11 protein-coding genes are annotated in these 15,910 nt (G+C 45.4%); all 11 read left to right on the top strand.

The features are described from left to right. Nucleotides 1-193: 193 nt before the first annotated feature. The 11 genes from EDC56_RS13815 to EDC56_RS13765 all read left to right on the top strand — a co-directional run bounded on the left by EDC56_RS13815 (nt 194) and on the right by EDC56_RS13765 (nt 15,890). Nucleotides 194-967: a hypothetical protein gene (locus tag EDC56_RS13815; protein WP_123713158.1), complete on the top strand. Its 774-nt coding sequence runs from the start codon at nt 194-196 to the stop codon at nt 965-967. Between the two features lie 148 nt (nt 968-1,115). Beyond that, a complete protein-coding gene (locus tag EDC56_RS20045; RefSeq protein ID WP_123713351.1) occupies nt 1,116-1,283 on the top strand; it encodes a cellulose-binding domain-containing protein in 168 nt (55 codons plus the stop codon). Between the two features lie 230 nt (nt 1,284-1,513). Then, nucleotides 1,514-2,833 (top strand): Na+/H+ antiporter family protein, encoded by a 1,320-nt coding sequence (locus EDC56_RS13805; protein WP_123713157.1) that lies wholly within the window; start codon nt 1,514-1,516, stop codon nt 2,831-2,833. A gap of 403 nt (nt 2,834-3,236) precedes the next feature. Next, nucleotides 3,237-4,466 carry a hypothetical protein gene (locus EDC56_RS13800; protein ID WP_123713156.1) on the top strand — a complete coding sequence of 410 codons (1,230 nt, stop codon included), beginning with the start codon at nt 3,237-3,239 and terminating at the stop codon, nt 4,464-4,466. A gap of 3 nt (nt 4,467-4,469) precedes the next feature. Next, on the top strand, nt 4,470-5,327 hold the full coding sequence (locus EDC56_RS13795) for a hypothetical protein (RefSeq protein ID WP_123713155.1): 858 nt from the start codon (nt 4,470-4,472) through the stop codon (nt 5,325-5,327). 255 nt (nt 5,328-5,582) lie between these two features. Continuing rightward, the gene (locus EDC56_RS13790; RefSeq protein WP_123713154.1) at nt 5,583-6,122 is read left to right on the top strand and encodes a YgjV family protein; all 540 of its coding nucleotides are present in this window, start codon (nt 5,583-5,585) and stop codon (nt 6,120-6,122) included. Between the two features lie 239 nt (nt 6,123-6,361). After that, nucleotides 6,362-7,480, top strand: a complete 1,119-nt coding sequence (locus EDC56_RS13785; RefSeq protein ID WP_123713153.1) for an AAA family ATPase — start codon at nt 6,362-6,364, stop codon at nt 7,478-7,480. Nucleotides 7,481-7,489: 9 nt separating this feature from the next. After that, nucleotides 7,490-8,398, top strand: coding sequence for a ParB/RepB/Spo0J family partition protein (locus EDC56_RS13780; RefSeq protein ID WP_211333699.1), 909 nt, complete (start codon nt 7,490-7,492; stop codon nt 8,396-8,398). A 355-nt stretch (nt 8,399-8,753) separates the two neighbouring features. After that, nucleotides 8,754-10,814, top strand: coding sequence for a BspA family leucine-rich repeat surface protein (locus tag EDC56_RS13775; RefSeq protein ID WP_123713151.1), 2,061 nt, complete (start codon nt 8,754-8,756; stop codon nt 10,812-10,814). A gap of 209 nt (nt 10,815-11,023) precedes the next feature. Continuing rightward, on the top strand, nt 11,024-11,152 hold the full coding sequence (locus tag EDC56_RS19960) for a hypothetical protein (RefSeq protein WP_281273366.1): 129 nt from the start codon (nt 11,024-11,026) through the stop codon (nt 11,150-11,152). A 466-nt stretch (nt 11,153-11,618) separates the two neighbouring features. After that, on the top strand, nt 11,619-15,890 hold the full coding sequence (locus tag EDC56_RS13765; protein ID WP_123713149.1) for a hypothetical protein: 4,272 nt from the start codon (nt 11,619-11,621) through the stop codon (nt 15,888-15,890). Nucleotides 15,891-15,910: the final 20 nt, after the last annotated feature.

Here is a 15,910-nt window from a genome sequence, read left to right as displayed (position 1 = left end):
TTCAATTTACCCACTTTCCAATTATTTTTAGTTGTTTATGATGCTTGCCGAAACACTTTTAAGTTTCTGCTAGTAAACCTGAATAGGTGGTTGTTGTAGAGATAATAACTTTTATTTTGTCGGCGTCTTGGATAAGATTCTTGTGGTAAATATTGTGATAATTAATAGCTGAATAAATAGAAATGGAGTTTTTATGAGTCAAGTTCGTGGCAAGACGCCAGATTTTGCAGCAAGGATTGCGTTGAATAAGAAAAGGTTTGGCGATGTTCCTAGCAGCTGCCTTGGTGAACTAAAGGATGTGAAGGAAATTCAGTTCCCAGAGGTATATAAGCAGTATTGTGTAAAAGGCAATGATCTTGTTTATAAGAAGATAGCTAATGTAGAAGAAGCGGCGGAGAGAATTGCGTATATTTATATCCACGCAATTGATGAGATGGTCGGTAATTCTGATTACGAATGGCATCATGATCCTGCGAGTATAATAGCGCGTTATCAAACGGGCGATTGGGCTTTTTACGGCATCTATCTAGAGGGAGACTTGATATCTGTCGTCTCGATGTTTATTAATCGGGGGCAAAAATATATGCAGTGGGTGTGGGGTGCTGTGGACCCTCAATACAGAGGCAAAGGTGCTTGGGTGCATGTAGGGCAGTACCTCGACAGTGTGGTTGAGGCAAGCGGCGCTCAGATGGGTAAAGTCTGGTGCGCTACGACCCACTGTTTATCACAGAGAACGGCTGAATCAGCGGGTTATGATTTAATTGCACTCAACCATGGTGGAGAGTTTCTAGGTGGTTCTGATGGTAAGTACTATCGCCAGAACGTCGCCTATTATTCAAAGCTTTACGGTGACGGCGCGAAGCATGTTCAGCCCGATGAAACGATGGTGCTTACCCCTAAAACAGAAAAGCTGTTCCGTTTATTGAAAGAGTTAAATAAAGCGGAAGAAGCTGCTGAAGCGATTTAGTGGGGGCGTCTATCAGCGACTGCTTTCAGTAGTCGCTCATTGTGTAGGGTAACGAGTACTTGTGCGCCTCTTTGTGACGGCGTGAAGTACAGAAAGCTTGTTACTCTTGTTATACCCGTTACCCCTGGTGAGGGCTGTTAAGTGATCAATACCTAACCAAATTAGCCTCAAACAGATTGGAGGAGTACTCCTAGTCCATGCAGGGGCTGGTGATCAGCTCGTATATGCTGGCATTGTTTATGAAGCTAATTGGTTGACGGTCTCTGTACCAGGTTCTGATAGCTCCTGGAGCAAAGTCGGTAGCTGCGCCAAGTAATCAAGATTAGTGATAAAACACGTTCAATTCGCGAGCCACTACTGGATGACTTTTCTGGGGTTTTCTGTCTCTGTAGGGAGTCGTGTTTGCTTATTAGTCGATCCGTTTTTGTTAAATAATGACAACGATGCCCATAGTTAACGGCGGGCATGGTAAAGTCGACCCAACACAAAAACAAACTCAACCGGCTAATTAAACCTACCGGTCGATATATTGGATGAGGAACACACGTGAACGCAGTTGTTTTAGCGGTAGTATTAATGCTGGCCTTGAGTCTGGCACGTTTTCCGGTGGTTGCCGCGATTATTGTCGCTGCTTTAGCCGGAGGCTTGGCTTCGGGCATGGAGCTCTCTGCAGCGATGGCGAGCTTTAATAGTGGCATTGGCAATGGCGCGAGCGTTGCCTTAAGTTATGCGGTATTGGGGGCCTTCGCTGCTGCCATCGCGACATCAGGATTGCCTCAGTATCTGTCACAAAAAGCTTTAGCTATGGTTGGTGTCGATGATAGTAAGCAGCTTGGTGGCAAGATTCTAATCTGCTTGTTGCTATTACTGGCGGCCATTGCCTCGCAGAACCTAATACCGATTCATATTGCCTTTATCCCGTTGTTGGTACCGCCACTGTTAATCACCATGGCTAAAATCGGTCTCGACAGACGTGCTGTTGCCTGTGTCTTGGCCGGCGGTATGATCACCACTTATATGTTCTTGCCAGTGGGTTTTGGTGCCATCTATCTTAACGATATCCTGCTGGGTAACTTGCAGCAGGCGGGCCTTGATACCGAGGGGTTATCCGTGATGTCGGCGATGTGGTTGCCCGCCATGGGGATGATCGCCGGTCTATTGATCGCTATCTTCTTCAGTTATCGTAAGAAGCGTGCTTACGATATGGCTGTGATTGAGCAGCTAGAGGCTGGTCATACTGAGGTTAGGCCGGCGGTTATACTGTTGGCCTTCGCCGCTATTGTGGCCACCTTTGCCGTTCAGCTGATGTTTGACTCTATGGTGCTCGGTGCCTTGGCAGGTTTTATTCTTTTTACCTGTACTGGGGTGGTGAAGTGGCGTGAGTCTGACGGCCTGTTCATCGATGGTATGAAAATGATGGCGACGATCGGTTTTATCATGATCGCTGCGGCCGGCTTTGCTCAGGTATTGAAAGATACCGGCGATGTGCCTGCTCTCGTTGAACAGTCTGCGGCGCTGGTCGGTAATAGTAAGGTTGTTGGCGCTCTGGTCATGTTGGTGGTTGGTTTAGTGATTACGATGGGCATTGGCTCGTCGTTTTCCACCGTGCCTATCATCGCTACGATTTATGTGCCGATCGCCGTCGCACTCGGTTTCTCACCACTGGCGATTGTCGCCTTAGTCGGTACCGCTGGCGCGCTAGGTGATGCGGGCTCGCCGGCGTCTGATTCAACTCTTGGCCCCACGGCAGGTTTGAACGTCGACGGTCAACACGATCATATTCGCGATACTGTTATCCCGACCTTCATACACTACAATATCCCACTGTTGGTCTTTGGTTGGCTGGCCGCTATTACTATTGGCTAGTCACATAGCTTTATTAAAAAGGCGCTTAGGCGCCTTTTTTTGTGGGCGTTATTAAGAGGGCTTTGGTGTGGCTTACCGATATAGTCCGTGGTTGGAGGTGTGGGGCAGTTGACGGCGTGTTTGAGCCGTTGCGTTAGCGCATCGGCGTACAATATCTGTTAGCCTAGAATTCTAGCACCTTATGTATTGACTTTATCTGGTCAGTGACAGCAGTGATGCTATATCTTTCGGGTATTATTTTCTGTTATCTGTCGCTGTGCCCCCTAAAGTTAGGGGGGGCTATACAGTTGAGTGTTCTTTGATAGCAGAATACTATGGCTTTGTAAAAGTTGTAGGTATTTTGAGGCAGTCAATTATAGGTTGCAGCTTAGTTTATGTGGCTTATTAAAAAGGAGTTTAATAAATGTTCGATCTTAGCAAAAGGGCAAATCGAGATTTAATTATTGCAGGAGAGAATGCGGGGAAGCCTGTTTATATCGTTCCTGCGGCGAAGCCTACTTATGAGGAGCTTGTAAGGCTTTCACGTAAAGGCAGTCACTGGGCGAGAATAACAGTGGAAGGCCTGCATAACCTTGCGCATGGCCGCTTAAACATGGCTAACATATTCATTAACCCTGTGACGAAGGGTGGTTCTGACGAATTTATTGCGGTGCTACCCGGTTGTAAAGTGACCATTGAGAAGATGAGTTCTGATTGCTATAAGATTTTATACTTTGAGAGGGATGAGAATTATTTTACTCAAGAGGAGACTAATGCTGCAGGGTTATACCGAGTTGTTAGCGAAGCAGATGGGTGGGATACACGTTATATCAAGGATGGAAGGTTGAAGAGTGAAGGGCCTCATCATGTCGCGATATCTGATCGGGGTTATGAGGATGCTAGTTTTGCTGCAGAACAGGCTGCGCTAAGGATAGCAAATGCACCTGAGGTCTCTCCTAATCAAATGAAAACACATGGATTTGCTTTGCACTACACGCCGGGGAAAGATAAAATCGGTGGATTGGTTCACGCAAAAACAGCGTTTAATCCGTTAAATGACGATGTGTTGAACGCGTCGGCGTTGCAGCTTGCGCAAACGATGTATGATGCGCGTAAGATCAAGGCGGTTAACTGGGTGGCGGAATTTGGTGGTTCGGCCGTTCTTACGCAGGCAATGCGAATTCTGGCTGATCAAGGGGTGGAGTTAAAGACTCATACAGCTTACCTCTACAAACCGAAGTCGAGAACAAATGTAGCAGTGAAGCAAGCGATGCGCCTCAACCTCAGTATCAATGGAGACTTTAGTCAGTCGTCTGCTCTCGATATAGTTGGTAATATGGATGCCCTTGCAGTAGTTAAAACCCGCAGTCAGCATGATGATAGTTATCGGCTTGGTCATGCGACTACTGCAGTGCGTAAGTTTGTGGCCAAGGCGGGGGCTGCAGGTGCCACTGGGTTGGCTGTTGCTGGAGCTGGCTGTGCTGCAGCGGGCGTGTCTGTGCCGGTTATATCTGCAGCAGCGATACCCGCCGCGGTTGTTTTTGCTGGTGCATTGTATAAAGCAGCCAAGGGGGCTGCAGGTGTGGGGGTTGATCTTTTGGAGGTGGCTGCTCCAGAGACCCACGATAAAATGAAAAAGGGAGGCTGGGTTTAACTCATGCGAAATTATCTCAAGTATTCGTCTATCAAGCTCCGTGACCTGAAAGAGCCATGTATTCCTGTAGGGCCAAGCTTTTCAAGCTCTGGTGTTGTGGCTGCACGGTTGGCGGGGAGTGTGCTGAAGATAAAGGCCCCACGTCACAGCCCTGGTGATGACTGTAGTGAGCATATTGCGCCTCGACATGACTCGATACTGAACTTTGGTTTTCGTATGGATAGTGAGCGTGTGATACCCGATCAAAGCTGGGAGTATGCCAGTGTTTTTCGTCGTAGCTGGGGCTTTTATGGCCCATGGTTCACAGGAAGGCAAGCGCGCCTAACAATGAATATTGTGGTGTATAGGCCAGTTGAGCCAAAGGAGGGGGTATCTTTTTTCCACCCTCGCGCGTTTGAGCATGCTGTGGCAGCGTTGCAGACAGCGTACCGAGGCCACCAAGAGGAGAATGGCGTTGCAGCATGGCGAGCGCCGGTAGATTGGAAGGGGGTGAGTGGCTTAGGGGTGCCGGCAGCGAGTTTTGATCTTGTCCCCATGCTGCCAGGTTTTTCATCGATGCGGCGTAAATGCTACTTTTCAATTGGGGATCATTACCTTGTAGAAATAAGCTTTAGGTTTTTGCAAAGATATCCCGGCAGCCAGGCGAAGCGCGATGCCCAGATATCACGCCAGCCTATGTTTGATCTTATCGATGATATCTTGGCTAATTTGCAATTAACGTTATCAGATGAGGCGCAGCAACAGCTAGAGCTGGTACAGCAACACTGCCCAGATATGAGTGTCACGGAGAACTTTCCACCATTGAAATGGCCGGTTAGAGAGGGGGAGGTGAGCTCTCCCTTGTTAGCGGATTCTAATTGAGGGCAGTAGCCCATATAGCCTGGTGAGTTGCTTTTGTCTCACTGTGAGACAAAAAGCCTCATCGATGAATGTTCGAGCGTTAAAACCGAGCACTAAATCAAACTAATAACGCTTATTTAGCCTTTATCGCCAATTGACTGGGATGCTCGAAGCGAACTAGGGCTAAACAGTGTTTAATAGTTTCCCTGCGAGTAGTAGCGGGCAAGGATCAAGTTGTTGTCCTTGTTTGATTTTAGCGGGTGAAGTTGAGGCTATATGTTTGGTTTAACTAATTTTGAGTTGTCACAGTGCCTAATCACTGTGGCCATCGGCTTCGATATCATGTCTTTTCAGTTTAAAAGACGAGAGGCGATACTGGCCTGTTTAACGGTATCGGTCGTCTTTATATCGGTTCACTTTTATCTGCTGGGTAATATGACCGCCGCTTTGCTGGTTTCCGCATCGATCCTCAGGAACTTGGTGAGCATCTTCAGTACCTCAAAATACACCATGAGTTTTTTTGTTGCGCTAAGCTCTGCGGTAACAGCGCTCACCTATTCTGGCATTTTAAGCATTGTTGCCTTGCTGGGAACGTCAATTCAAACGGTCGCCGCCTTCTCAAAAACAGATAAGCGGGTGCGGATATTAATGATGATTGGGACAAGTGTTTGGTTGGCCCATAATTACTTTGCAGGTTCCCCCGCAGCTGTGCTGATGGAAACGATCTTCTTGTCGAGCAATATCATCGCTTATTATCGTTTCTATATCCGAGAGGCTCGGGCGGCAATCAATAATCGTGCTGTCATATCAGATTAGCGTTCCCCAGCGATCCTTTTTGCTCGTTCTATCAGTCTGCATTCGTCTTGTCGGTATTTTTTGTCTCACAGTGAGACAACGGTCTCATTGGATGATTTTAAGGGATTAAAGAATTTAGAGTTAAATCAAGCCTGCAATCCTTTTTGCTGTTTTATCGTCAATCACCCAGCCGCGCTGATTGCTGGATATTTCCCGCTATAGCATTATGTCACCACTGTATTGTTTGTCTAAGGTTGACGATGTCTAAGAGTAAAAAAAATACACTTAAAAACACGGCTGAAATGTTTAAGAGCTTTGCTCAGGTCGGTATTGATGAGCTAACTGAGACTCGCCAACGCATTCTCGGTGCTAACCTTTTTCGTATGCCTCGCACGTGGCGTTTGAAAGAGGCTGCAGAGATTCTGGCGATAACTGAGGATGAGTTGCGTGAGATCGTCGCGGGCTCAGCAACCAAGTCGTTTTCGCTAGATCAGCTCAATGCTATTCGCGATCATCTTGGTACGGGCTTTAAGCGTCCACGTAAAAGCCGTGCTCATGTCGTCGCGATACAGAACTTCAAAGGCGGTGTCGGTAAGTCGATTACCACCGTCAATCTGGCGCAGTATGCGGCGATCAAGGGGCTTAAAATCCTAGTGTGGGACCTAGACCCTCAGGCCAGTACCACGTTGAACTTGGGCAACCTGGTGCCTGATTCCGAGTTGTCGTTAGAGGATGTGCCGGTCAACGCCATTCTTAATGATCCTAGCGATTTGCCGATTAGACGCTCCTATTTCCCTGGCGTCGACTTAATGCCCTCTAACGGCATGATGCAGGAGCTAGAGCAAGACCTGTTATTGCCTGAGGTGAACAACGAGAAGAGCCTGGGTAACTGGGCGACGCGTTTGCGTAATATCACCGAGACATTGCGCGATGATTACGACCTTATTATCTTCGACTGCCCGCCTAATATGGGCTGTCTAACGACCAATGCCATTATCGCCGCCAACGTATTGCTGTCGCCAGTGCCGCCGCGCTCTTTAGATCGGGCCTCGTTTACCATGCTGTGCTTGTCCCTCGGCTCGCTGTTCGAGACCCTAGGCAGCAACCTCGATATGTTTAAGATTATTCCGACGCAGCACGATGGTAAGCCAGAGTCACAGATTCAAGAGATTCGCATGCGTGAGATGTACGGTGCCTTTGTTACAGAGAATGCGGTGATGTCATCATCGGCTATCGAGACTGCGAGTAAAAATTTCAGCTCTATCTACGAAAGAGCACCACGGGGGAGGAAGCCGACTTACGACCGAGCGTTGCTGGCTTGCAATGCGGTTAACGAAGAGTTGCTGCAAGAGATGTTCAAATTGTGGGGAGTGAAGTAGATGTCAGCCATGAGCAAGATAAAGCTAAATTTAGATGATTTAGCAGCGAAGCCAACAGCACTAGGTCGCAAAGCTAAAAAGTCTCACAGTGAGACAGCCGTGGCCGAGAACGGCGTCAGAAAAATTCATCACAATGAGCTGGTGGCATGGAAACACGCTAACAGGCCGGAGTCGGAATACGGTGATCTTGCAGAACTGGGGCGCAGCCTGACAGAGAAGCAGCTACAGAACATAGGCGTACGCGAGTTGGCTAAGCCCAAGGGCAAGGTGAAGTACGAGGTGTTTTACGGTCGGCGCCGTTGGTTAGCGGCTAGGGCGCATGATATTAGTCTCGATTGTTTGGTTGTGCCAGCTTCGACGACGGATGCAGAATGTTTTGCCATGCAGCATACTGAGAATAGCCAGACTGAGGATGTGTCGATTTGGGCGCAGATTGTCAGCTACGATCAGGCACTGAAGGCCGGCGTCTATAAAAATCAGGCGGCTCTCGCCAGCAGTTTGAACATTGACCGTAAGACGCTTAATCGCAATATGGTTTTTACCAAGCTATCGGCGCGACTAAATAAGATCATTAAAAGCTTTAGCAACACCAGTGTCAAAGTGGCGCAGACACTGGTCGCAGAAGAGCAGTCGGCATTAGAGCGTGATGATCGCCCCAATTTTTATGCGGTTATCGAAGAGTTGGCCGAAGACATTCGTGCTGGTAAGGTTACCCCCGCAGTCATTAAGCGGGCTTTGCATACACATGGCAGTAACCCGCAGGCAGCGAAGCCAGCAATGAAGACGGAGCACTTTGTACTATCTTACCAGGGAAAAAAGCCGAAAATAGAGTTTTCAAAAGAGGCAGCTAAGGCGATAGAGGCTAATCAGAAGAAGTTTGCCAAAGGATTAGAGGCGTTGCTGAAGAGTTGTCAGTAAATAAAATTCGATCGATCGCAGCGCTGTTGTGATCGATTGCTCTGTAAAATAATAAGAAATTAAATGTAAGTCTTTTAAAGGTAGGCGATAGCTAAAGAAGTCTGGATGGCTTTGTTCAATAGTATGGGGAGAGTGGCCACGCTATATAGGCATGGGGCCTGTGCTTGAATAGTATTTTTATCAGTAACTCACCTATGGTTATCATAAGACAATACCGACAAAACGATTAAGTGCTAAGTTTAAGCTATATTAAATAGAGGCTTATGGTGTTTTGTTGGCCCCTGCTAGGGCGCTGAGAAACATTTTTAGTCGTTTTATTTTCACATAATATCGTTAAAAGTTAGAGGTCGATCTGATGGCAGTAAGAGAGTCACTTTTATCCGTAGTGGTGATTTTTTCTAGTACTTTTTGCATGTCTTCTCTTGCAGTACAGTCATCACCAGTAGTGCAGTCTTCTTCTATTTCTCAGTCTGCCCCTACCGAGCTGTCTTCCTCTGCTGAGCTGTCTTATCCGGGGGGACTTACTACTGTAAGTGAGCTTGAGACTGTCTTTTGTCAGGATAAGCGCGTCGGAACAACCTTTGAGAGCGCGGGTAATAAGTATTTAGTCGTCGATAACAAAACAATAAAAACAAAGCTTGATGCATTAAAATCCGGCGAAGTTCGTTTTTGTACGTCACATGTTACCGCTATGGACGCTGTATTTAGCTACTCAGAAGGCTTTAATCAGCCAATCGGTGATTGGGATACATCCCATGTGACGACGATGACGTATATGTTTAATTACGCGAAGGCATTTAATCAGCCGATAGGTCATTGGGATACCTCCAAAGTCGAAGACATGCAATCGATGTTTACCGGTGCTATCGCCTTTAATCAGCCTATAGGCGGCTGGGATACCTCTAGTGTTACTTCTATGTTTGATATGTTTCATAAAGCTCACGTATTCAATCAGCCAATAGGTGATTGGGATACCTCTCACGTTGAGAGTATGGCGTCGATGTTTAGTGAGGCCAAGATGATTAACCAACCGCTTGGCAGCTGGGATACTGGGCGTGTAAGAGATATGAGCGCGATGTTTAGCTATGCCAGGTCTTTTAATAACTCGCTTGCTAGCTGGAATACCTCTAATGTTCAAAATATGGAGAAGATGTTTAGGGGGGCGTATGTGTTTAATCAGCCGATTGACACCTGGGACACGTCTAACGTTAAAAAAATGTCGTATATGTTTGCTTCTGCAGAGGGGTTTAACCAGCCGATAGGCAGTTGGGATGTGTCTAATGTTGGCACGATGGAAAGCATGTTTGAGCGTGCAATATCATTCAATCAGCCAATTGGAGCCTGGGATACCTCTAGTGTTAAAAGCATGCGTTCAATGTTTTTTTATGCAGAAGAGTTTAATCAGTCGATCGGACGGTGGGATACTTCAAGCGTTAGCAACATGAAAAGCATGTTTAGCCGGACGAGGGTGTTCAATCAGCCGATTGGTGCTTGGAATACCTCGAAAGTAACCGATATGAACTCCATGTTCTTTTACGCCCAGGCTTTCAACCAACCGCTCAGTCATTGGGATACATCCAGCGTAAACGATATGGGGTCGATGTTTAAAAACGCAGAATCCTTTAACGGTTCGCTTGCTAATTGGAATACGTCTGGTGTTAAATCAATGGGTTATATGTTTAAGAATGCGTATGTCTTTAATCAACCCATAGCAAACTGGGATGTATCACATGTTACAGATATGTCGTATATGTTTGGTGGTGCACAGATGTTTAATCAACCCGTTGGTGAGTGGAACACCTCTAATGTGGTAAGTATGGCGTATATGTTTGGCGGCGTTGAAGAGTTTAATCAGCCGGTTGGTAAATGGGATACCTCTAGAGTGACGGATATGGAGTCAATGTTTAGCTCCTCTAAATCTTTTAATCAGCCTATTGGCAGTTGGAATACAGCTAACGTGGTTAATATGGAGAGAATGTTTGCTGATACAGGCGCCTTTAATCAGCCAATAGGGAGCTGGGATACTTCTAACGTCGTTCGTATGGGGTGGATGTTTTCTCGGGCAAAAAGCTTTAATCAGCCATTAACCGCTTGGCGCCTTAACAGTCTTGGATATTATTCTGGTTTTGATTATGACAGCCTTCTATCAGCAGATAATAAGCCAGACTTTACAGGGCGGTTTGTGACAAACAGTGCTGTGAAGGCTTATTATGAAAAATATCTATCAAAAGACAAGGCTAAGCATAAGGCCTTTGCTCAGTCTTCAAGTGGTGAATGGGCTTGGCGTTCAGACCGAATAACAGAGCAGCAGGCAAGAAAAGATGCGCTGGAATCATGTCAAGAATCAAATTTGAAGCATGAGCTTGAGCAGCCTTGCAAGGTAGTTAGTGTCGATGGTAAATGGCTGGATGATTAAGCTGTTCGTTCGTTAAGAGTTTTTCTATTAAAAGCTTGGCTGGCCTCTTGTGAGAGATTGTTAAATGTTAGTGCGGCAGGGAAGCCGCTGGCTTGGCATAGATGATGGCCGCGCATATTTATCTCCCACTATCTACACTCGTTATATATCGTAATTTCGCTGCCTTGGATAGCGTTAAGGGGGCTAATGGCAATTCTCATGAGCTGGTGGTGAATAATTTTATTGGTTGGTTGGTTGGTTGGCTGGCTGGCTGGTTGGTTGTTGCTGTTGCTGTTGTTGTTGTTGTTGTTGCTGGAAGCTTGTTTTTTATTGATGATTGGTGTGGCTTAGTGGTGTAGTTAGCTTTTTATGTACTAGCTTAATTAAATAGCTATCAAAGCTAATTTAATTTTTTATTTGCGTTGTCTTTTTAGTTTTCTTCTTTGTTTTTTCGGTTGTTTATCTAATTGTTTTTGTTCGCTTATTTTCTTGTTTGTTTTTTTCTTTTCAGTATTTGCAAGTAGAAATATGGTTGAAATATATCGTTGCTAGTATGTGGCGAAATAAATGGTCGTATCGTTGGTGGCGATTAATGCTCGCGGCTTTTCGGCGTATAACGCGGTTTGTTTTTGTTTAATAAAATTAAAATAAAAATATCGCTAATCATTGTAAGAATAAAACTGACATTTTCATTTGTTAGCATGTTTTTTGATTCGTTGTAGCGGGCCCTCTGCCTGCTGCAAGCTCTTGAATCGTATCTATTAAATTTGTTTGGATGATATTTTTTTAGATATAAATATAAAATAACTCACAAGAGAATTGAGCATGAAAAATGTATGGAAGTTATCGCTAGCTTCGATAGCTACTTTGTTGTCTTTTAATGTCGAGTCCTTTGTCGACATAAAGGACCCAGAAAAGACCCACAGTTTTTTTGACAGCGGAAACATAACGTTTATCGATGATGATGGAAACAATATAGAGGATATGAAAATCCTTAATATGCGCTGGGGTGACTTTAACGGTGATGGCCTTGATGATGTCGCTGTATTAACAACTTCAAACACTGAAGAGTTTACGATAAAAAATATCACGAGAAATCCTAGCCATATGGATCAGTGCCTGACGATAGGCAGCGATTTTAGCTTTTATGGTTCACCACCTGTTTGGAAGTATATTACATTCGCGCCTTGCTACACGAATGCGATCTCACAGGTTTTTACATATAATATAAATTCCGGTGAATTACGCTCAAAAGCCTTGCCAGAACAATGTATTAGGTTTCCTTTGGAAGGTTATTCAGCACACCTTTATAAGTATTGTGATAGTTCAACTCGTGGTCAAGGATTTGATTTTTTTGACGACGGTACACTAAGGGCGCGCGGTAGCAATAACGCTGGCCATGTCGATATTTCAATCAATGATGGTGCTACCCTTAAGTTTTCACCTTTACTAAGGGGGGAGAACGACGGGTTATGGCAAAGACAATACTTTGATATGTCTGTTCGTGTTTTTATTAATACAACCGAAGACGGTCAGCATATCAAGTTAACAGAGCTTGAAGAACTTAAGGGTATTGATAGCTTGCCTTTTTTTGGCGACTTTAATGGTGATGGTAAAAAAGAGCTGCTACTTAATAAGGAGTCGACAGACAGTAGTGCCGATGAGGATAGCCCTGCTCAGATTATCTTCGATAAGGCCGTTGTTTTAGGTGTTGCCGACTTCAATGATGATTCTATGGATGATATTTTATATTTCGCTGAAGACGAAGATGGAAAAACGGCACTTGCTGTCTATCAATCGTTGCCGGGGCAAGATGGTGAAGAACTCAACAATGGCGATGACCTCAAATACACCCATAGAGAAATCTTCTTAGATATAGATGAAAAACAGAGAGAGGAGGGAAGTGATCTCGGCGGGCCACAGCTTGATAATATAAAGTTTGTTTCAATTATGCCGCAAGAGCATAACGCTAAGCCATTAATTGTGATACAGCAGGGCTATGGGACTGGTGTTGGTACAGTGGATGAGAATGGTGTTTTGAACGGACTGTTCGGCCATAATATACAGCTACTGTCGACAGAAATGGGGGCTAATATCTATAACCTTAGTACGCCTATGGTCTTGCCTGTAGGTCGGCAGCCGTTTGCGCATGTTGGAAAAATAGACGGAAGAAATGCAGTATTTAGCGCTCAAGGCAACAAAATTACTGCATACAGTGTGGGTACGGGAGGGGTAACTGACCTTATCCGCCATAGCATCACCTATAAGGACGTTAACGATAGTGAGAATAGCTTACAGGACAAAGTGTCTGTTGCAGACCTCAACGGTGATGGAAGCTCCGATATATTCCTAAACAGTGGTGTTAGTGGTTCGAGCTCACTTTTGGTGCACAGTAAGCTTGCAGACGCTGCTGATTCCGGCAGTATTTCTGATATCTTTACCAAAGTTAACAGTGGCTCAAAGGCGTTCAGTAGAGGGACGTTAGGTGCTCATAACTATATCATCTGGTACGACGGTGAGGGCACATTACGCTACAAGGTAAAAAGTGCAGAGAAGTTTGCCTGGAGTGATACCCAAGAGTTACCACCAACTGAGTATAACGATAATGCTTTGTATGCAGAAAATGGCATCAAATCATTGGTCATTGGCGATTATATTTATACTTTTCGCTTTGATAATAGCGATATATATGCTCCTCGAGCGTATATCAACCGCTGGTATATCAATAAATACGAACAGCTCGTGCCTGGCAGGACGTTTACTGATAATGGGCGCGGCGTTAAAGACAGTACCGTGACTTATGAGCTTTTTGAGTTTGATGACAGTTATGCCTTGATGGAAAAGACTCACGGTGTTGGTAGCGAGAATGGCTATACATACACAGCGCCTAGCGGCTTTTCGGTTAACGTCGTGTCACCTGAAACCCAGGAGACATCTAAGGTACACCTTACCTACGCTAAAGATGAAGATGTGGTTGTAGACCTATCTTTTAGTCTCAACAAGGACGGCTCTATTCCTGAGAACTACCTCCATATGTTGACTATCGACGATGTTCGACAGCTGACTTTTATTAAGGGGAGTGAGTATGTTGAGGCTATTACAGCAACCGAAAGAACCGTCTCAGAAAGTGAGCAGAGTAGTATCCCTTCGACAATTAACCTCGTTGTTATGGCTCAGGGGGCGCAAGACCAAGTCGGTATGTCTGCGTTTATCGTTCCTTTCTCTCCTCAAGGGGACTTGATAGACGATGTTGATTACCCCGCTTTAGATCAAAGTATAAAAGATCAGCTTATATGCGACCCAAGGGCTGGTTTTGGTATGTTTATGCAGGACTTCACCTCGTGTCGTAGAAATGTAAATATTAACTACGCGGCTTATGTTGATGGTTATAGACGTTATCTTGGTGTCATACCTGACGCCACTAACCTGTGGGGCTTCAATATTGTTGCGCAGTCGGGTGATGGGAATAGCATGTTGTTTTATAAGCCTGGGCAAGGGCACGTTGCTGAGGTGAGCAACAAAGAGCTAGGATTCAATGGTTATGGCAGGACGATCACCTCGGTGGAGCCAAGTACATCGTTGACGACGTCGAGAATGTGTAATCAAATCACCCTATCAGTAGACGAGAAGCCGCTTTCCTCGTTCAACCTAAATTGTAAGCCCGTTAAGTTAGTGCTCCTTGAGACTGATTTCGAGACAAGCGTCATTAAAGGGATTATTGAAGGGCCACCACCGTTTCCGTCTGAGAATCTGGTAGAGCACAGAGATACGCTAAGAATGCCTGAACTTCTGTTTACGGAAGAAAGCCAAAGTGATCTTGCACTTGCGACATCCTCAGCCTCAGGGCGACAGACAGCATTCGACTTGTCAGTGATGTTTGGTATTGGTATAGGCCCTTCCACGTCCTACAACACGCTCACAACGGCTATTGCTAGCTATAATACGCAGAGAAAGACCAAGCAAAAGGACAAGAAAAGAGCTAGGCCTACATTCGTTAGTGACGACCCAGGGTGTAAGACACCGATTAAAGATGTGTCAAATAAAGATGAATACGCTAAGTATTCAGCAATGTATCACCAGATAAAGGAGTACAAATTACGGTGCGCCAACAATACCGGCACGCTTGTAACACAGACACAAAAAGTGAAGGTGTTCGGTATTACGGATCTTACCGAAAATACAATCTTTGGCTTTGTTACAGTGCCAGTCGGGCCTACGTACGCTGATTCTGATATTACTAATACTCGATTTATCTCGTTTGACATCGATCCACATTATTTAGTGGTTGGTTCGCTTGATGGATATATTGGGGGCTATAAATATGACCCTGAGAATAACTCTAATAGCTACTATGGTCTTGCAGACGGCCTGCGCGATAGTGCACAAAGAGCACAATATGCCCTGTATGCACAGCGTAACCTGATCGAGGACAAGTTCGATGATCACAGGGATCTAGTCGATGATGCTGGCTTATTAAACCTTGATGGCGTTAAGGACGGGATTAACGACGGTATTAGTCTTGCTGGGCTGCACCAGCGTACAGCAACCAGCATAGACCTTGAGGCAGGTGTTAGCCAAGAGACATCAGAATCAATATCAACAAGTGTCAGTGTCTCGTCAGGGTTCACGACTAAGGGTGATGCTTCTGCCGGCATCAGGATCAAAAACGAGAAGTTCTTTGTCAAAGCAGAAGGGAAGTTGACGACGGGTTTTAACTGGCAAATGCAGACGAGCTTAAATGAGGGCTATACGAAAGAAAGAAAGTTCGAGATGACGCTACCATTTAACACTTTCGATTCTGCCGATGCTAACAGCGTGAAAGCACAGTGTCTGCAGCTTGCTGTAAGCTGGGTTAGTGTTGCTTATTATATACCTGAATCTAAAGATAATTATTCTCACTTCATTAACAAGGTCTGGGATCAAACGGCGGCGCGAGATGAGTGGCTGAAGACGCGGGATGATAATGCATTTTATGCGCAGAGACAGAAGTTTTCTAACTCTAGCCCATGGAGAATCAGTTATGCCGTTGAGCGAGTGGACCGCCTGTTACCTGCCGAGGGTACTGACTGTAGCGCAATCGCGGCCGCAAGTATTTAAAACTATGCGGATATTTTTAA

Origin of the sequence: Sinobacterium caligoides, from assembly GCF_003752585.1 — a bacterium.
Classification (GTDB): Bacteria; Pseudomonadota; Gammaproteobacteria; order Pseudomonadales; family Sinobacteriaceae; genus Sinobacterium; species Sinobacterium caligoides.
Note: the sequence above shows the minus strand (reverse complement) of the source record. Positions and strands in the feature narration are given on the sequence as shown.